General features: G+C 63.3%; 20 protein-coding genes. 10 read left to right on the forward strand and 10 right to left on the reverse strand.

Annotated elements, in window-relative coordinates; all coding sequences use genetic code 11:
• Positions 1 to 46: 46 nt before the first annotated feature.
• The 8 genes from rseP to rpsB all read right to left on the reverse strand — a co-directional run bounded on the left by rseP (position 47) and on the right by rpsB (position 7,510).
• Entirely contained in the window at positions 47 to 1,399 is a 1,353-nt protein-coding gene (rseP, locus tag J5M58_RS03310) for an RIP metalloprotease RseP (protein ID WP_112251049.1), read from the reverse strand.
• Between the two features lie 72 nt (positions 1,400 to 1,471).
• Positions 1,472 to 2,662: a 1-deoxy-D-xylulose-5-phosphate reductoisomerase gene (ispC, locus tag J5M58_RS03315; RefSeq protein WP_112251047.1), complete on the reverse strand. Its 1,191-nt coding sequence runs from the start codon at positions 2,660 to 2,662 to the stop codon at positions 1,472 to 1,474.
• Complete coding sequence (locus J5M58_RS03320) at positions 2,659 to 3,474, reverse strand: phosphatidate cytidylyltransferase (protein ID WP_013971253.1); 816 nt, start codon at positions 3,472 to 3,474, stop codon at positions 2,659 to 2,661. The genes ispC and J5M58_RS03320 overlap by 4 nt, the downstream gene beginning before the upstream one ends.
• On the reverse strand, positions 3,474 to 4,229 hold the full coding sequence (uppS, locus tag J5M58_RS03325) for a polyprenyl diphosphate synthase (RefSeq protein ID WP_015269194.1): 756 nt from the start codon (positions 4,227 to 4,229) through the stop codon (positions 3,474 to 3,476). Before uppS ends, J5M58_RS03320 begins: the two co-directional genes overlap by 1 nt.
• Before the next feature lie 15 nt (positions 4,230 to 4,244).
• Positions 4,245 to 4,802 (reverse strand): ribosome recycling factor, encoded by a 558-nt coding sequence (gene frr, locus J5M58_RS03330; RefSeq protein WP_013971251.1) that lies wholly within the window; start codon positions 4,800 to 4,802, stop codon positions 4,245 to 4,247.
• A complete protein-coding gene (pyrH, locus tag J5M58_RS03335) occupies positions 4,799 to 5,542 on the reverse strand; it encodes a UMP kinase (RefSeq protein ID WP_056796398.1) in 744 nt (247 codons plus the stop codon). The genes frr and pyrH overlap by 4 nt, the downstream gene beginning before the upstream one ends.
• 180 nt (positions 5,543 to 5,722) lie before the next feature.
• The gene (gene tsf, locus J5M58_RS03340) at positions 5,723 to 6,586 is read right to left on the reverse strand and encodes a translation elongation factor Ts (RefSeq protein ID WP_207877134.1); all 864 of its coding nucleotides are present in this window, start codon (positions 6,584 to 6,586) and stop codon (positions 5,723 to 5,725) included.
• A gap of 186 nt (positions 6,587 to 6,772) precedes the next feature.
• Positions 6,773 to 7,510 carry a 30S ribosomal protein S2 gene (rpsB, locus tag J5M58_RS03345; protein ID WP_003252287.1) on the reverse strand — a complete coding sequence of 246 codons (738 nt, stop codon included), beginning with the start codon at positions 7,508 to 7,510 and terminating at the stop codon, positions 6,773 to 6,775.
• Positions 7,511 to 7,921: 411 nt separating this feature from the next.
• Between rpsB and map the strand changes: the two genes are divergently transcribed.
• Genes map through dapC form a run of 3 tightly spaced genes read left to right on the forward strand, consistent with a single transcriptional unit; the run spans position 7,922 to position 12,676 of the window.
• A complete protein-coding gene (gene map / locus J5M58_RS03350; RefSeq protein WP_004375406.1) occupies positions 7,922 to 8,704 on the forward strand; it encodes a type I methionyl aminopeptidase in 783 nt (260 codons plus the stop codon).
• Between the two features lie 42 nt (positions 8,705 to 8,746).
• Entirely contained in the window at positions 8,747 to 11,449 is a 2,703-nt protein-coding gene (locus tag J5M58_RS03355; protein ID WP_207877136.1) for a [protein-PII] uridylyltransferase, read from the forward strand.
• A 30-nt stretch (positions 11,450 to 11,479) separates the two neighbouring features.
• Positions 11,480 to 12,676 (forward strand): succinyldiaminopimelate transaminase, encoded by a 1,197-nt coding sequence (gene dapC / locus J5M58_RS03360; protein WP_207877138.1) that lies wholly within the window; start codon positions 11,480 to 11,482, stop codon positions 12,674 to 12,676.
• 124 nt (positions 12,677 to 12,800) lie between these two features.
• Here dapC and J5M58_RS03365 read toward each other — a convergent pair whose 3' ends face one another.
• Positions 12,801 to 14,447 (reverse strand): Na+/H+ antiporter, encoded by a 1,647-nt coding sequence (locus J5M58_RS03365; RefSeq protein ID WP_112251037.1) that lies wholly within the window; start codon positions 14,445 to 14,447, stop codon positions 12,801 to 12,803.
• 249 nt (positions 14,448 to 14,696) lie between these two features.
• Here J5M58_RS03365 and J5M58_RS03370 point away from each other — a divergent pair, with 249 nt between their 5' ends.
• The 6 genes from J5M58_RS03370 to J5M58_RS03395 all read left to right on the forward strand — a co-directional run bounded on the left by J5M58_RS03370 (position 14,697) and on the right by J5M58_RS03395 (position 18,516).
• On the forward strand, positions 14,697 to 14,975 hold the full coding sequence (locus J5M58_RS03370; protein ID WP_112251035.1) for a type II toxin-antitoxin system RelE/ParE family toxin: 279 nt from the start codon (positions 14,697 to 14,699) through the stop codon (positions 14,973 to 14,975).
• Between the two features lie 8 nt (positions 14,976 to 14,983).
• Positions 14,984 to 15,283 (forward strand): type II toxin-antitoxin system antitoxin GraA, encoded by a 300-nt coding sequence (gene graA, locus J5M58_RS03375; RefSeq protein WP_004375387.1) that lies wholly within the window; start codon positions 14,984 to 14,986, stop codon positions 15,281 to 15,283.
• A gap of 125 nt (positions 15,284 to 15,408) precedes the next feature.
• Entirely contained in the window at positions 15,409 to 15,756 is a 348-nt protein-coding gene (locus J5M58_RS03380; protein ID WP_025337970.1) for an ArsC family reductase, read from the forward strand.
• A 31-nt stretch (positions 15,757 to 15,787) separates the two neighbouring features.
• Positions 15,788 to 16,822 carry a 2,3,4,5-tetrahydropyridine-2,6-dicarboxylate N-succinyltransferase gene (gene dapD, locus J5M58_RS03385; RefSeq protein WP_025337969.1) on the forward strand — a complete coding sequence of 345 codons (1,035 nt, stop codon included), beginning with the start codon at positions 15,788 to 15,790 and terminating at the stop codon, positions 16,820 to 16,822.
• 81 nt (positions 16,823 to 16,903) lie between these two features.
• Positions 16,904 to 18,109, forward strand: a complete 1,206-nt coding sequence (locus J5M58_RS03390; protein ID WP_207877140.1) for a cysteine desulfurase — start codon at positions 16,904 to 16,906, stop codon at positions 18,107 to 18,109.
• Positions 18,106 to 18,516 (forward strand): SufE family protein, encoded by a 411-nt coding sequence (locus J5M58_RS03395; protein ID WP_085618290.1) that lies wholly within the window; start codon positions 18,106 to 18,108, stop codon positions 18,514 to 18,516. The genes J5M58_RS03390 and J5M58_RS03395 overlap by 4 nt, the downstream gene beginning before the upstream one ends.
• 111 nt (positions 18,517 to 18,627) lie before the next feature.
• On the opposite strand, the gene tcdA is transcribed toward J5M58_RS03395, so the two are convergent.
• The gene (gene tcdA, locus J5M58_RS03400; protein ID WP_181457314.1) at positions 18,628 to 19,437 is read right to left on the reverse strand and encodes a tRNA cyclic N6-threonylcarbamoyladenosine(37) synthase TcdA; all 810 of its coding nucleotides are present in this window, start codon (positions 19,435 to 19,437) and stop codon (positions 18,628 to 18,630) included.
• Positions 19,438 to 19,556: 119 nt separating this feature from the next.
• On the opposite strand from tcdA, the gene J5M58_RS03405 reads away from it, so the two are divergent.
• On the forward strand, positions 19,557 to 22,148 hold the full coding sequence (locus J5M58_RS03405) for a glycosyltransferase (protein WP_207877142.1): 2,592 nt from the start codon (positions 19,557 to 19,559) through the stop codon (positions 22,146 to 22,148).
• Positions 22,149 to 22,217 lie beyond the last annotated feature (69 nt).

Genomic DNA, 22,217 nt, shown 5'->3' on the forward strand with positions numbered 1-22,217 from the left:
ACAGCCCGCCGCGACAAAACGGCAGGTTTCGCAATTGAGCGAAGCTTTATAGTCGACCCAGATCGTTGATCAGGGCGAGCAACATCACCCCTATGACCAAACTGATACCGATCTGGACCCCCCAACCTTGCACCCGATCCGACAGCGGACGACCGCGCGCCCACTCGACCAGGTAAAACAGCAAATGCCCCCCATCCAGAACCGGGATGGGCAGCAGGTTAAGAACCCCCAGGCTTATGCTCAGATAGGCCAGGAAATTCAGGAAATCCCCCACGCCGGACTGGGCTGAAGCGCCCGCCACTTTAGCAATGGTTATCGGTCCACTCAAGTTTTTTACCGAGAGCTCTCCGAACAGCATTTTCTTCAGCGATTCAAGGGTCAGGACACTCATGTTCCAGGTGCGTGACAAGCCCTCGCCCACCGCATCCAGCGGGCCGTAGCTGACTTCGCGGAGCATGTTGGCGGGCCATTCGCCACCTTTTACCCCGGCGCCAAGATAGCCGCCGGCCGCCTTGCCCTCGCCCTTGCGAGCCAGGGTGACCGGGACCTCCAGCGCAGCACCATCGCGTTCGACACGCACCATGACCTTGGCCTGTGGACGAGCCCGCACGGCATCGACCACCTGCTGCCATTCGCTCACTGCCACGCCATCGAGGGCCAGCAGCTTGTCACCGGTTTTCAGGCCCGCAGCGGCAGCCGGCCCCTTCGGATCGATCTCGGCCAACACCGGCACGATTGCCGGGCGCCAAGGGTGCAGCCCCAGGGACTGGATCGGGTCCGGTTCGTCGGCGCCCTTGAGCCAGCTGTCCAGCTTCACCTGCAATTGGCGCTCGGCGCTGGCACCCTCTTCGCGCACGCCAACTTGCAGGGTGCCGCTCTCACCCAGGCGGCGAACCAGCTGAAGGTTGACCGCAGACCAACCATTGGTCGGCTTGCCGTCGATGGAGACGATTTCCTGACCTGCGGTCAGGCCTGCCGATGCTGCCAGGCTGCCAGCATCGACCGCACCGATCACCGGGCGGATCTGCTGGGTGCCCAGCATCGCCAGCACCCAGAAGAACAGGATGGCCAGCAGGAAATTGGCAACCGGGCCCGCCGCGACGATCGCGATGCGCTGGCGCACGGACTTGCGGTTGAACGATTGCTCGACGAGTGCAGGCGGCACATCGCCTTCACGCTCGTCGAGCATCTTGACGTAGCCACCCAACGGGATCGCCGCGATCACGAACTCGGTGCCGTGGCGGTCATGCCAGCGCAACAGTGGCGTGCCAAAGCCCACCGAGAAGCGCAGCACCTTGACACCGCAGCGGCGCGCCACCCAGAAGTGGCCGAATTCATGGAAAGTGACCAGTACACCCAAGGCTACGAGGGTGCCGATAATCATGTAGAGCGCTGTCATATCCATCTCCGAATGATGTTCAGCGGGCTGGCATCATGCCCAGCCCCCCTCGCGAACCGTGGTGGGCCAGCATCAACGACCGTGACGCCTCAGCCACTCACGGGAAAGCTCCCGGGCACGCTGGTCGGCGGCGAACACCGCGTCCAGCGATGGCAGCGGTACGACGGGCTCCTGATCGAGCACCTGTTCGATCATACCCGCGATCTCCGGGAAGCGGATACGCCGCTGGAGAAATGCCTCGACCGCGACCTCGTTGGCCGCATTGAGCACGGCCGGTGCGCTGTTGCCGGCCTCGGCAGCCTGCCGCGCCAGGCGCAGGCAAGGGAAGCGCTGTTCGTCGGGCGCCTGGAAATCCAGACGGGCGATGGCGAACAGGTCCAGCGGAGCCACCCCGGAATCGATCCGCTCGGGCCAGGCCAGGGCGCTGGCAATGGGCGTGCGCATGTCCGGGTTACCCAGCTGCGCCAGCACCGAACCGTCCACGTAGTCCACCAGGGAGTGGATCACGCTCTGCGGGTGCACCACCACTTCGACCTTGGCCGGTGCGGCATCGAACAGCCAGCAGGCCTCGATCAGTTCCAGGCCCTTGTTCATCATGCTGGCCGAATCCACGGAAATCTTGCGCCCCATGGACCAGTTGGGGTGCGCGCAGGCCTGTTCCGGGGTAACGTCCAGCAGCGCCTCGACGGGGGTCTCGCGGAACGGGCCGCCAGAGGCGGTGAGCAGGATCCGGCGTACGCCGACGGCACTCAGGCCGCGCGCATAGTCGCCGGGCATGCACTGGAAGATCGCATTGTGCTCGCTGTCGATCGGCAGCAGCACGGCACCACTGCGCCGCACCGCTTCCATGAACAGCGCGCCGGACATCACCAGCGCCTCCTTGTTGGCCAGCAACACCTTCTTGCCCGCCTCGACCGCCGCCAGGGTCGGGCGCAGGCCGGCGGCGCCGACGATTGCCGCCATCACCGCGTCCACTTCCGACGCAGAAGCCACCTGGCACAACCCGGCCTCGCCTTCCAGCACCTCGGTGGCGCAACCCGCCGCAGCCAGGCTCTGGCGCAGTCGGGTGGCCGCCTCGGCGCTCGGTACCACGGCGAACGCCGGGCGATGGCGCACGCACAGGGCCTGCAACTCGTCGATACGCGAATAGCCACTCAGGGCGAACACCTGATAGCGGTCAGGATGGCGGGCGATGACGTCCAGCGTGCTCAGGCCAATGGAACCGGTGGCCCCGAGCACGGTAATACGCTGCGCACGACTCACATCACACCCCATTCGGCAGCCCACAGCAGCACGGCGAAAATCGGGATCGCCGCAGTCAGGCTGTCGATGCGGTCGAGCACCCCACCATGGCCAGGCAACAGGTTGCTGCTGTCCTTGATGCCGGAACGGCGCTTGAACATGCTTTCGGTCAGGTCACCGACCACCGAAGACATGACCACCAGCGCGGCACTCAGCAGGCCCAGGAGGATCTGGCCGAAGCCCCAGTCGCGACTGATGCCGACCACCAGGGTAATCACCAGGCTGACCGCCAGGCCGCCATACACGCCTTCCCAGCTCTTGCCCGGGCTGACCTGAGGCGCCAGCTTGCGCTTGCCGAAGGCACGGCCAGAGAAGTACGCGCCAATATCGGCAGCCCACACCAGCACCATGACTGACAAGATCAGCCAGTTACCCAACGGCCAGTGCTTGAGCAGCACCAGCCCCTGCCAGGCCGGCAGCAAGACCAGCAGGCCGATCAGCAACCGGCAGGCGGCACTGGCCCACAGCTCGCTGCTGCGCGGATAGGTAAGCACCAGCCAGGTGGCCAACCCCCACCAGATCACCGCAGCACCCAGCACCCAGGGCGCCAGCTCCGGAAGGATGTACAGCAGCATCAGCGCTCCGGCGACGACCACGGCATAGGCGATGCGCAGCGGCTGGGCCATGAGCCCGGCCAGACGCGCCCACTCCCAGGCGCCGAGGGTCACCACGAAGCCGATGAACAGGGCGAAATCCCCACCGTTTAGCAGGAAGAAGCCACCCAGCGCGATCGGCAGCAGGATCAGCGCGGTAATGATGCGTTGTTTAAGCATTAAGCACGAGCTCCAGCCTCGACCTGCTCGCTGGTCTTACCGAAGCGGCGCTGGCGCGAAGCGAAATCGGCCAGGGCGTTGCGCATGGCCTCGTGTTTGAAGTCCGGCCAGTACAGGTCGGAGAAATACAGCTCGGCGTAGGCCAGCTGCCACAACAGGAAGTTGCTGATGCGGTGCTCGCCACCGGTGCGGATACACAGGTCCGGCAGCGGCAGCTCGCCGGTTGCCAGGCAGGTCTGCAGCAGGCCCGGAGTGATATCTTCCGGGCGCAGGTGCCCGGCTTGCACTTCCCGCGCCAGCCGCTGGGCGGCTTGGGCGATGTCCCACTGGCCACCGTAGTTGGCCGCGATCTGCAGGATGAAACGGTTGTTGCCGGCGGTCAGCGCCTCGGCTTCGCGCATGGCGGCCTGCAGCTCGGGATGGAAACGCGAACGGTCACCGATGATACGCAGGCTGATGTTGTTCTCGTTGAGGCGCTTGGCCTCGCGCCGCAGGGCCGAGAAGAACAGCTCCATCAGCGCACCGACCTCTTCGGCGGGACGCTGCCAGTTCTCGCTGGAGAAAGCGAACAGGGTCAGTACCTCGACCCCGGACTCGGCACAGACTTCGATGACCGCGCGAACGGCGTCGACACCCGCCTTGTGCCCGGCAACGCCGGGCAACAGGCGTTTTTTCGCCCAGCGGTTGTTGCCATCCATGATGATCGCGACATGACGCGGCACCGAGGACGGCGCCGCTGGCTTGGTCTTTTCCATTAAAAAACCCCGGCCTTAGACGGCCATCAGGTCCTTTTCCTTGGCTTTGAAGGCGGCATCGACCTCGGCAACATACTTGTCCGTCAGCTTCTGGATTTCGTCAGCGGCGCGACGCTCTTCGTCTTCGCTGATTTCCTTGTCCTTGGTCAGCTTCTTCAAGTCGGCCAGGGCGTCACGGCGCACGTTGCGCACGGCCACCTTGGCATCCTCGGCAACGCCGCTGGCCTGTTTGGTGTAGCCCTTGCGGGTTTCCTCGGTCAGGGCCGGCATCGGCACACGGATGGTGGTACCGGCGCTGGACGGGTTCAGGCCCAGGTCGGAGGTGAGAATGGCCTTCTCGATGGCGGCGCTGAGGTTCTTGTCGTGAGCGACGATCTTCAGGGTGCGGGCATCTTCGACGGTGATCGCGGCCACCTGGTTAAGCGGCATCTCGCTGCCCCAGGCCGTGACCTTGACGCTGTCCAGGATGCTCGGGTGGGCGCGACCGGTGCGGATTGCCGCCAGGTTGCGAGCCAGGGCCTCGAGGGACTTGGTCATGCGCTCCTGCGCGTCTTTCTTGATGTCGTTGATCATGCTTGGCCTTCCTCGATCAGAGTGCCTTCAGCGCCACCCACCACGATGTTCAGCAGGGCGCCAGGCTTGTTCATGTTGAATACCCGCAATGGCATCTTGTGGTCACGGCACAGGCAGATTGCGGTCAGGTCCATCACGCCCAGCTTGCGATCCAGGACCTCGTCGTAGGTCAGGTGATCGAACTTCTCGGCATGTGGGTCCTTGAATGGATCGGCAGTGTACACACCATCGACCTTGGTCGCTTTCAGCACCACGTCGGCATCGATTTCGATGGCGCGCAGGCAGGCCGCGGAGTCGGTGGTGAAGAACGGGTTGCCGGTACCGGCGGAGAAAATTACCACATCCCCGGAGTTGAGGTGACGAATAGCTTTGCGACGATCGTAATGATCGGTGACACCGACCATGGAAATGGCCGACATGACCAGGGCCGGGATGTTCGAGCGCTCGAGCGCGTCGCGCATGGCCAGGGCGTTCATCACGGTGGCCAGCATGCCCATGTGGTCACCAGTGACACGGTCCATGCCGGCTGCGCTGAGCGCGGCGCCGCGGAACAGGTTACCACCGCCGATCACCAGGCCGACCTGGACACCGATCCCTACCAGCTGGCCAACTTCGAGGGCCATGCGATCCAGCACTTTCGGGTCGATCCCGAAGTCTTCCGAGCCCATCAGGGCCTCGCCGCTAAGTTTGAGCAAAATGCGTTTATAGCGAGGTTGGCGACCACTCACCTGCTGAGCCATTGCGAGTCTCTCCTGCGGCGTACTTTTAGAAAATTCGTGCGGGCTGTTTGCAGCCAGCTAACTGTAGCGTGGCACCGCTTCGGTGCCAGCGGCGATGGGCCTTATAAACCCTTCGCCGTTTTGACAAAGAGGCTGCGCGCGTGAGCGGGCAGCCTCTTTGGGGCGACAGACGGGGCTGTCTTACTGCTTGGCAGCAGCGACCTGAGCGGCAACTTCAGCAGCGAAGTCGTCGACTGGCTTCTCGATGCCTTCGCCTACCTTGAAGTAGGTGAAGGAAACGATTTCAGCACCGGCTTTCTTGGCCAGCTCGCCAACCTTGACTTCCGGGTTCATGACGAAGGCTTGCTCGACCAGCGAGGCTTCGGCCAGGAACTTCGAGATACGACCTTTGATCATGTTCTCGACGATGTTTTCCGGCTTGCCGGCGATCTTGTCAGCGTTCAGCTGCAGGAAGACGCCCTTCTCGCGCTCGATGGCTTCGGCCGATACTTCCGACGGCAGCAGGAACTCTGGGTTCGAAGCTGCAACGTGCATGGCGATGTTCTTGGCCAGATCGACGTCGCCACCTTTCAGGACAACGGCAGCGCCGATCTTGTTGCCGTGCAGGTAGGCACCGACAACGTCACCTTCAACGCGCACCAGGCGACGGATGTTGACGTTCTCGCCGCACTTGGCAACCAGGGCTTCACGAGCAGCTTCGCGCGAGGCGATCAGCGGAGCGGCGTCGGTCAGCTTCTGGGCGAAAGCTTCTTCGATGCTTTCGGCAACGAAGCTCTTGAAGTCATCTTGCAGGGCCAGGAAGTCGGTCTGCGAGTTCACTTCCAGCAGGACGGCGGATTTACCGTCGGTCTTGACCGCGATAGCGCCTTCAGCAGCGACGTTGCCAGCCTTTTTGGCGGCCTTGATGGCGCCCGAGGCACGCATGTCGTCAATGGCTTTTTCGATGTCGCCGTCGGCCTTTTCCAGAGCCTTCTTGCAATCCATCATGCCTTCGCCGGTACGCTCGCGCAGTTCTTTGACCAGCGCTGCAGTAATTGCTGCCATTTCAAAATCCTCTTGGAAAGTTTTTCAACCATTCCACCCGTTCGTCACGGGCGTTCAATTCTGCGAATCCGCTGTGTTTATCTCAGCTAGCCCATGATGCGGGGGCGATGCTGACAGCAGGATTTCAAGGTGGCAAAAAGGGGGCAGAGCCCCCTTTTTGCGTGCCAAGTCGACGCTAGCGTCTAATTACTCGGCAGCAGGTGCAGCCGCTTCTTCAGCGTAAACTTCGGTGCCGCCGGCAACGTTGTTGCGGCCGCGGATGACTGCGTCAGCCATCGAAGTCATGTACAGCTCGATAGCGCGGATGGCGTCATCGTTACCTGGGATGATGTAGTCAACACCTTCCGGGCTGCTGTTGGTATCGACAACGCCGATAACCGGGATGCCCAGCTTGTTGGCTTCGGTGATCGCGATGCGCTCGTGATCAACGTCGATAACGAACAGAGCGTCTGGCAGACCACCCATGTCCTTGATGCCGCCCAGGCTGCGATCCAGTTTTTCCAGGTCGCGGGAGCGCATCAGAGCTTCTTTCTTGGTCAGCTTGGCGAAAGTGCCGTCTTCGGCCTGGGTTTCCAGGTCGCGCAGACGCTTGATCGAAGCGCGGATGGTCTTGTAGTTGGTCAGCATGCCGCCCAACCAACGGTGGTCAACGTACGGCGAACCGCAACGAGCAGCTTGCTCGGCGACGATCTTGCCGGCGGAACGCTTGGTGCCGACGAACAGGATCTTGTTCTTGCCCTGGGCCAGGCGTTCTACGAACGACAGAGCGTCGTTGAACATTGGCAGGGTTTTTTCCAGGTTGACGATATGGATCTTGTTACGCGCGCCGAAAATGTACTTGCCCATTTTCGGGTTCCAGTAACGGGTCTGGTGGCCGAAGTGCACACCGGCCTTCAGCATATCGCGCATGTTGACTTGGGACATGATAGTTCCTTGATAAGTCGGGTTGGGCCTCCACGTATCCCAATGACCAACCCGCGAATTCTGCAACTCGGGGCACCCAGGTCATCGTGTCGACACGTGTGTGGGTTAATGCTGACGGGGTCATCCCCGAAAGCGGCGCATTTTATACCACAGACCGCGGCCGAACGGAACCCGGATACCATTGCGTCCGTCAGCGGCTTTTGCAGCACCCCGCCAAACAGGCGAGAATGCTTTCCATAGATGACAGCTTCAACAAGGGTAACCGATTCGTGTGGGCGCGGGCTTGCCGGCGATGGACTGCGCAGCAGCCCCAATTCTCCATCCGCATGCCGACCGATCGGCGCCCTGCTCTGCTAGAATCCGGCCTTTCCCGTTTGTTCGCGCCGTGCACGGCGCCGTAGAGAGCCTGTAATGACCGTCACCATCAAGACTGCAGAAGACATCGAGAAGATGCGCATCGCCGGCCGCCTGGCCGCCGAGGTGCTGGAAATGATCGAGGAACACGTCAAGCCCGGTGTCACCACCGAAGAGCTGGACCGCCTGTGCCACGACTATATCGTCAACGTCCAGCAGGCCATCCCGGCACCGCTCAACTACAAGGGCTACCCGAAGTCGATCTGCACCTCGATCAACCATGTGGTCTGCCACGGCATCCCCAACGACAAGCCGCTCAAGGATGGTGACACGCTGAACATCGACGTCACCGTGATCAAGGACGGCTACCACGGCGACACCAGCCGCATGTTCCATGTCGGCACCGTGCCGGTATGGGCCGAGCGCCTGTCCAAGGTCACCCAGGAATGCATGTACAAGGCCATCGAACTGGTCAAGCCAGGCTGCCGCCTGGGCGACATCGGCGAAGTGATCCAGAAGCACGCTGAAAAGAACGGCTTCTCGGTGGTGCGCGAGTTCTGCGGCCATGGCATCGGCAAGGTGTTCCACGAAGAGCCGCAGATTCTGCACTACGGCCGCGCCGGCACCGGCATGGAGCTGAAGGAAGGCATGACCTTCACCATCGAGCCGATGATCAACCAGGGCAAGGCCGACACCAAGGTGCTGGGCGACGGCTGGACCGCCATCACCAAGGACCGCAAGCTCTCGGCCCAGTGGGAGCACACCCTGGTGGTGACTGCGACCGGCTACGAGATCTTCACCCTGCGCAAGGACGACACCATCCCGCGCACCTCGGCCTGACCGCACTCCCACAGGCCACCCCCACGACAGGAACGTGACGCGATGCCCCAGGTGGACCCCGAGCTGTTCGACCGCGGCCAGTTCCAGGCGGAACTGGCCCTCAAGGCGAGCCCCATCGCCGCCTTCAAGAAAGCCATCCGCCAGGCCGGCGAGGTGCTCGACAAGCGTTTCCGCAGTGGCAACGAAATTCGCCCGCTGATCGAGGCCCGCGCCTGGCTGGTCGACAACATCCTGCAACAGGCCTGGAACCAGTTCGACTGGGGCGATCAGAGCGGCATCGCCCTGGTCGCGGTGGGCGGTTACGGACGCGGTGAGCTGCATCCGCATTCGGACATCGACCTGCTGATCCTGCTGGGTGCCGCCGAACACGAGCAGTACCGCGATGCCATCGAACGGTTTCTCACCCTGCTGTGGGACATCGGCCTGGAAGTTGGCCAGAGCGTGCGCACCGTCGACGAATGCGCAGAGCAGGCCCGAGCCGACCTGACGGTTATCACCAACCTGATGGAAAGCCGCACCATTGCCGGTCCCGAAGCGCTGCGCCAGCGCATGCTGGAAGTGACCAGCACTGCGCACATGTGGCCGAGCAAGGACTTCTTCCTGGCCAAGCGGGCTGAACTCAAGGCCCGCCACCACAAGTACAACGACACCGAGTACAACCTCGAACCCAATGTGAAAGGTTCACCCGGTGGCCTGCGCGACATCCAGACAGTGCTGTGGGTGGCCCGCCGCCAGTACGGCACCCTCAACCTGCACGCACTGGCCGGCGAAGGTTTCCTGCTGGAAAGCGAGAACGAGCTGCTGGCCTCGTCCCAGGACTTCCTGTGGAGGGTGCGCTACGCTCTGCACATGCTGGCCGGGCGCGCCGAGGACCGCCTGCTGTTCGACCACCAGCGCAGCATCGCCGCGCTGCTGGGCTACAGCGACGACAACCCCAAGCGGGCGATCGAGCAGTTCATGCAGCAGTACTACCGGGTGGTGATGAGCATCAGCCAGTTGTGCGACCTGATCATCCAGCACTTCGAGGAAGTCATCCTCGCCGATGACGACAGCGGCACCACCCAGCCCCTGAATGCGCGCTTCCGCCTGCATGACGGCTATATAGAAGCGGCCAGGCCGAACGTGTTCAGGCGCACGCCGTTCGCCATGCTGGAAATCTTCGTGCTGATGGCCCAGCACCCCGAGATCAAGGGCGTACGTGCCGATACGGTGCGGCTGCTGCGTGAGCACCGGCACCTGATCGACGACACCTTCCGCACCGATATCCGCAACACCAGCCTGTTCATCGAGCTGTTCAAGTGCGAAATCGGCATCCACCGCAACCTGCGGCGGATGAACCGCTACGGTATCCTCGGCCGCTATTTGCCCGAGTTCGGCCTGATTGTCGGGCAAATGCAGCACGACCTGTTCCACATCTACACGGTCGATGCGCACACCCTCAACCTCATCAAGCACCTGCGCAAGCTGCAATACACGCCGGTGTCCGAGAAATTCCCGCTGGCCAGCAAGCTCATGGGGCGCCTGCCCAAGCCCGAGCTGATCTACCTGGCCGGCCTGTACCACGACATCGGCAAGGGCCGCCAGGGCGACCATTCGGAGCTGGGCGCGGTGGACGCGCAGAAGTTCTGCGAACGCCACCAGTTGCCGGCCTGGGACAGCCGGTTGATCGTCTGGCTGGTGCAGAACCACCTGGTAATGTCGACCACCGCCCAGCGCAAGGACTTGTCCGACCCTCAGGTGATCAACGATTTTGCCCTGCACGTGGGCGACGAGACACGCCTGGACTACCTGTACGTGCTGACCGTGGCCGATATCAACGCCACCAACCCCAGCCTGTGGAATTCGTGGCGGGCCAGCCTGCTGCGCCAGCTGTACACCGAGACCAAGCGCGCCCTGCGCCGTGGCCTGGAAAACCCGCTGGACCGCGAAGAGCAGATTCGCCAGACCCAATCGGCGGCGCTGGATATCCTGGTGCGCGAAGGCACCGACCCGGACGACGTCGAGCAACTGTGGTCGCAGCTGGGCGATGACTACTTCCTCAAGCACACCGCCGCCGACGTGGCATGGCACAGTGACGCGATTCTCCAGCAGCCGGCCGATGGCGGGCCGCTGGTGCTGATCAAGGAAACCACCCAGCGCGAATTCGAGGGTGGCACGCAGATCTTCATCTATGCCCCCGACCAGCACGACTTCTTCGCCGTGACGGTGGCGGCCATGTCGCAGCTGAACCTGAACATTCATGACGCGCGGATCATCACTTCGAGCAGCCAGTTCACTCTCGATACCTATATCGTGCTGGACAACGACGGCGGCTCGATCGGCGACAACCCGCAGCGGGTCAAGCAGATTCGCGATGGCCTGACCGAAGCGCTGCGCAACCCCGAGGACTACCCGACCATCATCCAGCGCCGGGTACCGCGCCAGCTCAAGCACTTCGACTTCCCGCCACAGGTGACCATTCTCAACGATGCCCAGCGACCGGTGACCATCCTCGAAATCACCGCACCCGACCGCCCAGGCCTGCTGGCCCGGCTGGGGCGGATCTTCCTGGAGTTCGACCTGTCGCTGCAGAACGCCAAGATCGCCACCCTTGGCGAGCGGGTGGAAGACGTGTTCTTCATCACCGATGCCGACAACCAGCCGCTGTCCGACCCACAGCTGTGCAGCCGGCTGCAGGAGGCCATCGTCCAGCAGCTGCAGGCCGGCCAGGCCAGCGATGCCAGCCCTACCCGCGTAACCTTTTAACGACTAGACGATTGACGAGACCTTGCGCCGATGAACCATGCCTTGACCCAGCTTCAGCCCTACCCGTTCGAGAAACTTCGCGCCCTGCTGGGTAGCGTTGCACCTGCGGCGGACAAGCGCGCCATCGCCCTGTCGATCGGTGAGCCGAAGCACGAATCGCCGGCGTTCGTTGCCCAGGCCATGGCCGACAACCTCGACAAGCTGGCAGTGTACCCAAGCACCATCGGCCTGCCGGCCCTGCGCCAGGCCATCGGCCAGTGGTGCGAGCGGCGCTTCGGCGTACCGGCCGGCTGGCTGGACGCTGACCGCCACATCCTGCCGGTCAACGGCACCCGCGAAGCGTTGTTCGCCTTCACCCAGGCCGTGGTCAACCGCGCCGATGACGGGCTGGTGGTCAGCCCCAACCCGTTCTACCAGATCTACGAAGGCGCAGCGCTGCTGGCCGGTGCCACCCCGCACTACCTGCCCTGCCTGGAAAGCAACGGTTTCAACCCCGACTTCGATGCCGTGCCGGCTGAAGTGTGGAAGCGTTGCCAGATCCTGTTCCTGTGCTCGCCGGGCAACCCCACCGGCGCACTGGTGCCGATGGCCACCCTGAAGAAGCTGATTGCCCTGGCCGACGAGCACGACTTCGTGATTGCCGCCGACGAGTGCTACAGCGAGCTGTACTTCGACGAGGATGCCCCACCACCAGGCCTGCTGACTGCCTGTGCGGAACTGGGCCGCAGCGACTTCAAGCGCTGCGTGGTATTCCACAGCCTGTCCAAGCGCTCCAACCTGCCGGGCCTGCGCTCCGGCTTCGTCGCCGGTGACGCCGAGATCATCAAGCCGTTCCTGCTGTACCGTACCTACCACGGCTGCGCCATGCCGGTACAAACCCAGCTGGCCAGCATTGCTGCCTGGCAGGACGAGGCGCATGTGCGCGAGAATCGCGACCAGTACCGCGCCAAGTACGATGCCGTGCTGGATATCCTGCAGCCGGTGCTGGATGTGCAGCGCCCGGATGGCAGCTTTTACTTGTGGGCCAAGGTACCCGGCGGCGATGCCGAATTCACCCGCGACCTGTTCGAGGCCCAGCATGTGACGGTGGTGCCGGGGTCGTACCTGTCGCGTGAAGTGGATGGCGTGAACCCGGGTGCCGGGCGTGTGCGCATGGCACTGGTTGCACCGCTGGCCGAGTGCATCGAGGCGGCGGAGCGAATTCGCGCGTTTCTGCAGAACCGCTGATTTCGCAAGACCTGTGGGAGCGGGTTTACCCGCGAAGAATGCAACGCGGTGCATGGCACCGGCTTTGCCGGTGTTCGCGGGTGAACCCGCTCCCACAGGAGCCCTAAGAGGGAAGCCCCACGATCTACCTGACTGCCCCCAGGTTTGCCTCACTCATATCCAGCTCCCCCAGCACCTGCCGCACCACCTCATCCCCCACCAGATGCTGGCGATGCAGGTTGTACAGTTCCAACCGCTGCGCCCGCAGCGCCCGCAAGCGCAAACGCCGCTCCAGCAGGTCCATCTGCTCGGCCAGGGCCTTGGCCTCGGCGCTGTCGTTATAGCTGTCCAGCTCATCACGGTATTCCGCCATCAAGCGCGCCTTCAACTCGGTCGCCAGAGTCGCCTGCGCGGCATCCTGCGGCGCATTGCTGTCGATCACTTCCTCGGCCTCCAGCGCATGGATCGCCGCCTCGGCCGTGCGTCGCCACGCTTCCTGCACCTCCTGATGCAGCCGCTCGTCCGGGCTTTTGGTAATACCGCGCAGTAAAATCGGCAACGCGATACAGGCACTGATCAATGACAGCAGGATCACCCCCGCCGCAATGAAAATCAGCAGGTCACGCTCCGGGAAGGCTTTGCCCGCCCCTATCAGCAGCGGGATCGACATCACGCCGGCCAGGGTGACCGCACCGCGCACACCACCCAGGGTCAGCAACCAGCAGGAACGCGCCGTGGGCATCAGCACCAGCGCGGGCTTGCCGCGCCAGCGGCGTACCACACCGATCGAGCGCCAGATGCTCTGCACCCAGATGAACCGCAACAAGATCAGCGCGGCAAAGATCGCCACCACGTCCAGACAGCGGTAGGCCAGGGTCGGCCATACAGTCGCTTCGTGGCTGACCACCGCCTTGATGATGTCTGGCAGCTGCAGGCCCAACAGCAGGAAAATCAGGCCATTGAAAGCGAACTCCAACAGCGACCACACGCTGCGGTTGAGCAGGCGCGTGCTGGTCTGCCTTGGCAGCAGGTCGAGCCAGCTCTGCATCATGCCGGCCGCCACCGCCGAAAGGATGCCCGACACGCCCAGGCGCTCGGCCAGCACGTAGGCGGCGAAAGGCAGCAGCAACATGAACACCACGTGGGTGGCCGGGTCGTCCCAGCCGCGGGCGATCATCCATGCCCGCAGGCGGCCGATCAGCCAGCTCAGGGCCACGCCCACCGCCAGGCCGCCCAGGGCGACCAGAACGAAGCTGAAGCTTGCATCCGTCAGCGAGAACACCCCGGTGATCGCCGCCGCCAGGGCAAACTTGAAGGTCACCAGGCCCGAGGCATCGTTCATCAGGGCCTCGCCCTGGAGCATGTGCATCAGCGGGGTGGGCAGCCGGTCCTGGGTAATGGCCGAAACCGCCACGGCGTCGGTCGGCGACAGCACTGCGGCCAGGGCGAAGGCCACGGGCAGCGGGATGCTTGGCAGCAACCAGTGAATGAAGTAACCGGCACCGACCACGGTAAACAGCACAAGGCCCACGGCCAGCGCCACCACCGGCCCACGAATGCGCCACAACTCGCGCTTGGGAATGCGCCAGCCGTCGGCGAACAACAGCGGCGGCAGGAACAGGAACAGGAACAGCTCGGGGTCCAGTGCCACATGCAGGCCCAGTGTCGGCCAGGCGAGCAAGGCACCGGCGGCGATCTGCACCAGCGGCAAGGGCAGCGGAATCATGCGGCCGACCAGCTTCGACACGCTGACCAGCGTCAGCAGGATGAGAACGGTATAGGCGGACTGCATCCGGGAAAGCTTCCTTTGTGAACCAGAGACGACAACAGGGCGAAACATCGCCATTGAAACAATATGTTAGCGGCGATGGGCGATTCGGGGCCGCTGCACGATAGTCGCAGGTGGCAGATGAATATGTAACATGATGATACCCAGCAATCGTGACTGAGGTTGGCGAGCATCGTGCGCTAGTCAGCGCTTGAACTGCTGAAAACCCGTCGTATAATCATGCTTAACGAATAACGTTAAGCATTCAGCCTCATGATTCGAAGCTTTAGCTGTGCCGACACGGAAGCACTTTTTATTCATGGAAAGACACGGCGTTGGTCAGATATCAAGTCAGTTGCGGAACGCAAACTGGCCATGCTCGATGCCGCAACAGAGCTGCGAGACCTTCGGTCGCCACCTGGCAACCGTCTCGAGGCATTGAGCGGCAACCGTGCCGGCCAGCACAGTATCCGTGTCAATGACCAATGGCGCCTGTGCTTTACCTGGACCGACAACGGGCCGATTAACGTTGAAATTGTCGATTACCACTGAGGTGCATCATGCTCAAGAACGGTATGCGTCCGATTCATCCCGGAGAAGTCCTGCGTGAGGACTTTCAGAAAGAAATGGGTTTCAGCGCCGCGGCACTGGCCCGGGCGCTAGGCGTTGCCACGCCAACCGTCAACAACATCCTGCGTGAACGGGGCGGTGTTTCCGCCGACATGGCGCTGCGCCTGTCCATCTGCCTGGACACCACCCCCGAGTTCTGGCTCAACCTGCAGACCGCCTTCGATCTGCGCACCGCCGAACAGCAACACGGTGATGAGATCATCGGTTCGGTACAGCGCCTGGTCGCTTGAGACATACCTTGATCAATAAACGTGGGCACCACGGGCGTGGCGCCGCGAGGATCGTTCCCGCATAATCCCGCGACTGAAATTGGAAAACGGAGAGATTGGGGCAGCCTGTGACCCCAATGCACACAATGACCTACACGCTCTACGGCATCAAAGCCTGTGACACCATGAAAAAGGCGCGTACCTGGCTCGAAGACCAGGCCATCGCCTACGAATTCCACGACTACAAGGCCCAAGGCATCGATCGTGACAGCCTGAATCGCTGGTGCGACGAACACGGCTGGGAAGTCATCCTCAACCGTGCCGGCACCACCTTCCGCAAGCTGGACGACGCCAGCAAGGCCGACCTCGACCAGGCCAAGGCCGTCGAGCTGATGCTGGCCCAGCCGTCGATGATCAAGCGCCCGGTGCTCGACCTTGGCGCGCGTACCCTGGTCGGCTTCAAGCCCGACCTGTATGCCGCTGCCCTGGCCTGAGCCGCTACCCTATTTCGCACGAGGTAATCACATGTCCAATACCCTGTTCAGCCTGGCCTTCGGTGTCGGCTCCCAGAACCGCCAGGGCGCCTGGCTGGAAGTGTTCTACGCACAACCGCTGCTCAACCCGAGCGCCGAACTGGTCGCTGCAGTAGCCCCGGTTCTCGGTTACCAAGGTGGCAACCAGGCCATCGCCTTCAGCAACGCCCAGGCCGCGCAACTGGCCGAAGCCGTGAAAGGCGTGGATGCCGCCCAGGCCGCCCTGCTGACCCGCCTGGCTGAAAGCCACAAGCCGCTGGTCGCCACCCTGCTGGCCGAAGACGCCGCGCTGACCTCGACCCCAGAGGCCTACCTCAAGCTGCACCTGCTGTCGCACCGCCTGGTCAAGCCGCACGGCGTGAGCCTGGCCGGCATCTTCCCGCTGCTGCCGAACGTGGCCTGGACCAACCAGGGCGCGGTCGACCTGGCCGAACTCGCCGAACTGCAACTGGAAGCGCGCCTGAAGGGCGAGCTGCTGGAAGTGTTCTCGGTGGACAAGTTCCCGAAGATGACCGACTACGTGGTCCCGGCCGGCGTACGTATCGCCGACACCGCCCGCGTGCGCCTGGGCGCCTACATCGGCGAAGGCACCACCATCATGCACGAAGGCTTCGTCAACTTTAACGCCGGCACCGAAGGCCCGGGCATGATCGAAGGCCGCGTTTCCGCGGGCGTATTCGTCGGCAAGGGCTCGGACCTGGGCGGCGGCTGCTCGACCATGGGCACCCTGTCCGGTGGCGGCAACATCGTCATCAAGGTTGGCGAAGGCTGCCTGATCGGCGCCAACGCCGGTATCGGCATTCCGCTGGGCGACCGCAACACCGTCGAAGCCGGCCTGTACATCACCGCCGGTACCAAGGTGAACCTGCTGGACGAGAACAACCAGCTGGTCAAGGTGGTCAAGGCCCGCGACCTGGCCGGCCAGACCGACCTGCTGTTCCGCCGCAACTCGCTGAATGGCGCGGTGGAGTGCAAGACCCACAAGTCGGCCATCGAGCTGAACGAGGCGCTGCACGCGCACAACTGAGAACCCTCGGCGGTTTGAAGTGTTAAGATCGGGTCTGGCGCCAAGGTGCCAGACCCGATTTTCATTCCAGGCCCCGCGACCATGTTCCAGCCCTCCCCCTGGCGTGCCGATTTTCCCGCCATCGCCGCCCTGCAACGGCAGCACCAGACCTACCTGGACAGCGCCGCCACCACCCAGAAGCCGCAAGCCTTGCTCGATGCCCTGAGCCATTACTACGGCCATGGCGCGGCCAACGTGCACCGTGCCCAGCACTTGCCCGGCGCACTGGCGACCCAGGCCTTCGAAACCAGTCGTGACAAGGTTGCCGCCTGGCTCAATGCTGCAGACTCGCGGCAGATCATCTTCACCCACGGTGCTACCTCGGCGCTGAACTTGCTGGCCTACGGCCTGGAACACCGCTTCGAGGCCGGTGACGAAATTGCCGTCAGCGCCCTGGAGCACCATGCCAACCTGCTGCCCTGGCAACAGTTGGCGCGCCGGCGCAACTTGCGCCTGGTGGTGCTGCCGCTGGATGCCCATGGCCGCATCGACCTGGACCAGGCGCTGCAACTGATCGGCCCGCGCACCCGGGTGCTGGCGGTGAGCCAGCTGTCCAACGTGCTGGGCACATGGCAGCCGCTACCGGCGCTGCTGGCTCATGCCCGCGCCCAAGGCGCGTTGACCGTGGTCGACGGTGCCCAGGGCGTGGTGCATGGCCGCCATGATGTGCAGCAGCTTGGCTGCGACTTCTATGTATTCTCCAGCCACAAGCTGTACGGTCCGGAAGGTGTTGGCGTGCTGTACGGCCGCAGCGAGGCGCTGGACCTGCTGCACCACTGGCAGTTCGGTGGCGAAATGGTGCAACTGGCCGAGTACCAAAGCGCCAGCTTTCGCCCGGCACCGCTGGGGTTCGAGGCAGGTACGCCGCCGATCGCCGGAGTGATCGGCCTGGGCGCGACCCTGGACTACCTGGCAAGCCTCGATGCCCAGGCACTCGAAGCCCATGAAACCAGCCTGCACCAGCATCTGCTGCGCGGCCTGGCGGACCGTGATGGGGTGCGTATCCTGGGCAACCCACAGGCGGCCCTTGCCAGTTTCGTCATTGAAGGCGTACACAACGCCGACATCGCTCACCTGCTGACCGAGCAAGGCATTGCCGTGCGTGCCGGCCACCACTGTGCCATGCCGCTGCTGAAGGGTTTGGGCCTGGAGGGCGCGATCCGCGTGTCATTGGGGCTGTATAACGACAGCGATGACTTGCAGCGTTTCTTCGCGGCGCTGGATCAAGGCCTGGAGCTGTTGCGATGACGCTGCCCGATCAGGCGCGCCAGGCGCTGGAAGCTTTCGAGCAGGGCAAGGGTTGGGAACAGCGTGCGCGGCTGCTGATGCAGTGGGGCGACCGGCTGGAGCCGCTGGCTGACAGCGAAAAGACCGAGGCTAACCGCGTGCATGGCTGCGAAAGCCTGGTATGGCTGGTGGCCGAGCAGGTCGAGGGCCTGTGGCGGTTCAAGGCCAGCAGCGATGCACGCCTGTTGCGCGGGCTGCTGGCGTTGTTGCTGGTGCGGGTGCAGGGGTTGGCCAGCGAAGAGCTCGCCGGGCTCGATCTGCGTGAGTGGTTCACTCAGCTGGGCCTGGAGCGTCAGCTTTCGCCGTCGCGCAGCAATGGGCTGCATGCGGTGTTGCAGCGGATGGCGGAGTTGGCTTCCAACCGTTGAATCGGTGCTGGCTTCTTCGCGGGTAAACCCGCTCCCACAAGTATTGCATCTCTCTCAGGAAAGATGAGGCCCCTGTGGGAGCGGGTTTACCCGCGAAGAAGCCCATGCGGTCTATTCAGGCTTGACCCGCTCCGAAGGCCGTCGCGCCCCGGCCACCAGTTTTTCCACCGCCTTGCTCGCCGCCACCATGCCAAAGGTCGCGGTCACCATCATCACCGCGCCAAAGCCACCCGAGCAGTCCAGCCGCACACCCTCGCCCACGAAGCTTTTCTGCAAGCAAACGCTGCCATCGCCCTTGGGGTAGCGCAGCTGTTCGCTGGAGAACACACATGGCACGCCATAGTTGCGGCTGACATTGCGCGAGAAGTTGTAGTCGCGGCGCAGGGTGGAACGCACCCGCGAGGCCAGCGGGTCGTTGAAGGTCTTGTTCAGGTCGGCGATCTGGATTTGGGTCGGGTCGATCTGCCCACCGGCGCCACCGGTAGTGACGATGGCGATCTTGCGCCGCCGGCACCAGGCGATCAGCGCCGCCTTGGCCATGACGCTGTCGATACAGTCGATCACACAGTCGAGGTTCTCGGTGATGTATTCGACCATGGTGTCGCGGGTGACGAAGTCGGCCACTGCATGCACCGTGCACGCCGGGTTGATAGCCCGCAGGCGCTCGGCCATGACCTCGACCTTGGGCCGCCCCACCTGCCCTTCCAGGGCATGGGCCTGGCGGTTGGTGTTGCTGACGCACACATCGTCGAGGTCGAACAGGGTGATCTCGCCCACGCCACTGCGTGCCAGCGCTTCCGCCGCCCACGAGCCTACCCCGCCTATACCGACCACGGCCACATGGGCCTGGCTCAGACGGTGCAGCCCCTGGTCGCCATACAGCCGGGCAACGCCGGCGAAGCGTGGATCTTCTGTGCTCATGTTCATACCCCAAAAAACCGGCGCGCATTATATGCCAGCGGGCCCATGGCCTGCATCGTTAGGAAAGAGACTACCAACCCTGCTTTAATGTCCTATCACTTCGACACATATGGACGACAATGTCTTCACGTAAATTCGGCCTGAACCTGGTCGTGGTCCTGGCCATCGCCGCGTTGTTCACCGGGTTCTGGGCACTGATCAACCGCCCGGTCTCCGCCCCCGCCTGGCCAGAGCAGATCTCTGGTTTCTCGTATTCACCGTTCCGTCTGGGCGAAAGCCCGCAGAAGGGCCAGTACCCCAGTGACAACGAGATGCGCCAGGACCTGGAGCAGTTGAGCAAACTGACCGACAGCATCCGGATCTACACCGTGGAGGGCACCCAGGCGGATATCCCGCGCCTGGCCGAGGAGTTCGGCCTGCGGGTGACGCTGGGCATCTGGATCAGCCCGGACCTGGAGCGCAACGAACGCGAAATCGCCACGGCCATCCAGCTGGCCAACAACTCGCGCAGCGTGGTTCGGGTAGTGGTCGGCAACGAAGCGCTGTTCCGTGAAGAAGTCACCCCGGAAAACCTGATCAAGTACCTCGATCGGGTACGCGCAGCCGTCAAGGTGCCGGTGACCACCAGTGAGCAATGGCACATCTGGAAGGAAAACCCGCAGCTGGCCAAGCACGTCGACCTGATTGCCGCGCACATCCTGCCGTACTGGGAGTTCGTGCCGATGAAGGATTCGGTCGAGTTCGTGCTCGACCGCGCCCGCGAGCTGAAGCACCAGTTCCCGCGCAAACCCCTGCTGTTGTCGGAAGTTGGCTGGCCGAGCAACGGCCGCATGCGCGGCGGCGCCGATGCCACCCAGGCCGACCAGGCCATCTACCTGCGCACCCTGGTCAACACCCTCAACCGGCGTGGCTACAACTACTTCGTCATCGAAGCCTATGACCAGCCGTGGAAGGCCAGCGACGAAGGCTCGGTGGGTGCGTACTGGGGCGTGTACAACGCCGAACGCCAGCAAAAATTCAACTTCGACGGCCCGGTGGTGGCGATCCCGCAATGGCGTGCCCTGGCGGTGGCCTCGGTGGTGCTGGCGATGATTGCCCTGATGGTGCTGTTCATCGACGGTTCGGCCCTGCGCCAGCGAGGCCGCACCTTCCTGACCTTCATCACCTTCCTGTGCGGGTCGGTGCTGGTATGGATCGCCTACGACTACAGTCAGCAATACAGCACCTGGTTCAGCCTTACCGTGGGCGTGTTGCTGGCCCTCGGCGCGCTGGGCGTGTTCATCGTTTTGCTCACCGAGGCCCACGAACTGGCCGAGGCGGTGTGGATACACAAGCGCCGGCGCGAGTTCCTGCCGGTGCAGGCCGACAGCGCCTACCGGCCCAAGGTGTCGGTGCATGTGCCGTGCTACAACGAGCCGCCAGAGATGGTCAAACAGACCCTCGATGCCCTGGCCGCGCTGGACTACCCCGACTACGAAGTGCTGGTGATCGACAACAACACCAAGGACCCAGCCGTGTGGGAGCCGCTAAAGGCCCATTGCGAGAAGCTCGGCGAGCGCTTCAGGTTCTTCCATGTCGCGCCCCTGGCCGGCTTCAAGGGCGGCGCGCTGAACTACCTGATCCCGCATACCGCCAAGGACGCAGAAGTGATCGCGGTGATCGACTCGGACTACTGCGTCGACCGCAACTGGCTCAAGCACATGGTGCCGCACTTCGCCGACCCGAAGATTGCCGTGGTGCAGTCGCCGCAGGACTACCGCGACCAGCACGAAAGCGCTTTCAAGAAGCTGTGCTACAGCGAGTACAAGGGTTTTTTCCACATCGGCATGGTCACCCGCAACGACCGTGACGCGATCATCCAGCACGGCACCATGACCATGACCCGGCGCAGCGTGCTGGAAGAGCTGGGCTGGGCCGAGTGGTGCATCTGCGAGGACGCCGAACTGGGCTTGCGAGTGTTCGAGAAGGGCCTGTCGGCAGCGTATGCCCACAACAGCTACGGCAAAGGCCTGATGCCAGACACCTTCATCGACTTCAAGAAGCAACGCTTCCGCTGGGCGTATGGTGCCATCCAGATCATCAAGCACCATGCCAGCGCCCTGTTGCGCGGCAAGGGTAGCGAGCTGACCCGCGGCCAGCGCTACCACTTCCTGGCCGGCTGGCTGCCGTGGATCGCTGATGGCATGAACATCTTCTTCACCATCGGTGCACTGCTGTGGTCGGCGGCAATGATCATCGTGCCGCACCGGGTCGACCCACCATTGATGATCTTTGCCATTCCACCGCTGGCACTGTTCTTCTTCAAGGTCGGCAAGATCATCTTCCTTTACCGCCGCGCCGTAGGGGTGAACCTGAAAGATGCCTTTGCAGCGGCGCTGGCGGGGCTGGCACTGTCGCATACCATCGCCAAGGCGGTGCTGTACGGGTTCTTCACCAGCAGCATGCCGTTCTTCCGCACGCCGAAAAACGCCGACAGCCATGGGTTGCTGGTGGCGATTTCCGAAGCGCGGGAAGAGCTGTTCATCATGTTGCTGTTGTGGGGCGCGGCGCTGGGTATCTACCTGGTGCAGGGCCTGCCGAGTTCGGACATGCGCTTCTGGGTGGCGATGTTGCTGGTGCAGTCGTTGCCTTATGTGGCGGCGTTGGTGATGGCGTTCCTGTCTTCGCTGCCCAAGCCTGGGGAGAAGGCCGCTGAGCCGCAGCAGGCTTGAGAATGCCGGGGGCGCTTTGCGCCCCTTTCGCGACACAAGGCCGCTCCTACAGTGGATCGCATCCTGTCA

Source organism: Pseudomonas sp. 32_A (assembly GCF_017490905.1).
GTDB lineage: Bacteria > Pseudomonadota > Gammaproteobacteria > Pseudomonadales > Pseudomonadaceae > Aquipseudomonas > Aquipseudomonas inefficax.

Coding starts and splice junctions, on each gene's coding strand:
- J5M58_RS03395 (WP_085618290.1), top strand. CDS start 18,106: ATGACGCTGCCCGATCAGGCGCGCCAGGCGCTGGAAGCTTTCGAGCAG.
- rpsB (WP_003252287.1), bottom strand. CDS start 7,510: ATGTCCCAAGTCAACATGCGCGATATGCTGAAGGCCGGTGTGCACTTC.
- J5M58_RS03365 (WP_112251037.1), bottom strand. CDS start 14,447: ATGCAGTCCGCCTATACCGTTCTCATCCTGCTGACGCTGGTCAGCGTG.
- dapD (WP_025337969.1), top strand. CDS start 15,788: ATGTCCAATACCCTGTTCAGCCTGGCCTTCGGTGTCGGCTCCCAGAAC.
- J5M58_RS03405 (WP_207877142.1), top strand. CDS start 19,557: ATGTCTTCACGTAAATTCGGCCTGAACCTGGTCGTGGTCCTGGCCATC.
- tsf (WP_207877134.1), bottom strand. CDS start 6,586: ATGGCAGCAATTACTGCAGCGCTGGTCAAAGAACTGCGCGAGCGTACC.
- J5M58_RS03390 (WP_207877140.1), top strand. CDS start 16,904: ATGTTCCAGCCCTCCCCCTGGCGTGCCGATTTTCCCGCCATCGCCGCC.
- map (WP_004375406.1), top strand. CDS start 7,922: ATGACCGTCACCATCAAGACTGCAGAAGACATCGAGAAGATGCGCATC.
- J5M58_RS03380 (WP_025337970.1), top strand. CDS start 15,409: ATGACCTACACGCTCTACGGCATCAAAGCCTGTGACACCATGAAAAAG.
- rseP (WP_112251049.1), bottom strand. CDS start 1,399: ATGACAGCGCTCTACATGATTATCGGCACCCTCGTAGCCTTGGGTGTA.
- J5M58_RS03320 (WP_013971253.1), bottom strand. CDS start 3,474: ATGCTTAAACAACGCATCATTACCGCGCTGATCCTGCTGCCGATCGCG.
- dapC (WP_207877138.1), top strand. CDS start 11,480: ATGAACCATGCCTTGACCCAGCTTCAGCCCTACCCGTTCGAGAAACTT.
- J5M58_RS03355 (WP_207877136.1), top strand. CDS start 8,747: ATGCCCCAGGTGGACCCCGAGCTGTTCGACCGCGGCCAGTTCCAGGCG.
- pyrH (WP_056796398.1), bottom strand. CDS start 5,542: ATGGCTCAGCAGGTGAGTGGTCGCCAACCTCGCTATAAACGCATTTTG.
- frr (WP_013971251.1), bottom strand. CDS start 4,802: ATGATCAACGACATCAAGAAAGACGCGCAGGAGCGCATGACCAAGTCC.
- tcdA (WP_181457314.1), bottom strand. CDS start 19,437: ATGAGCACAGAAGATCCACGCTTCGCCGGCGTTGCCCGGCTGTATGGC.
- J5M58_RS03370 (WP_112251035.1), top strand. CDS start 14,697: ATGATTCGAAGCTTTAGCTGTGCCGACACGGAAGCACTTTTTATTCAT.
- graA (WP_004375387.1), top strand. CDS start 14,984: ATGCTCAAGAACGGTATGCGTCCGATTCATCCCGGAGAAGTCCTGCGT.
- uppS (WP_015269194.1), bottom strand. CDS start 4,229: ATGGAAAAGACCAAGCCAGCGGCGCCGTCCTCGGTGCCGCGTCATGTC.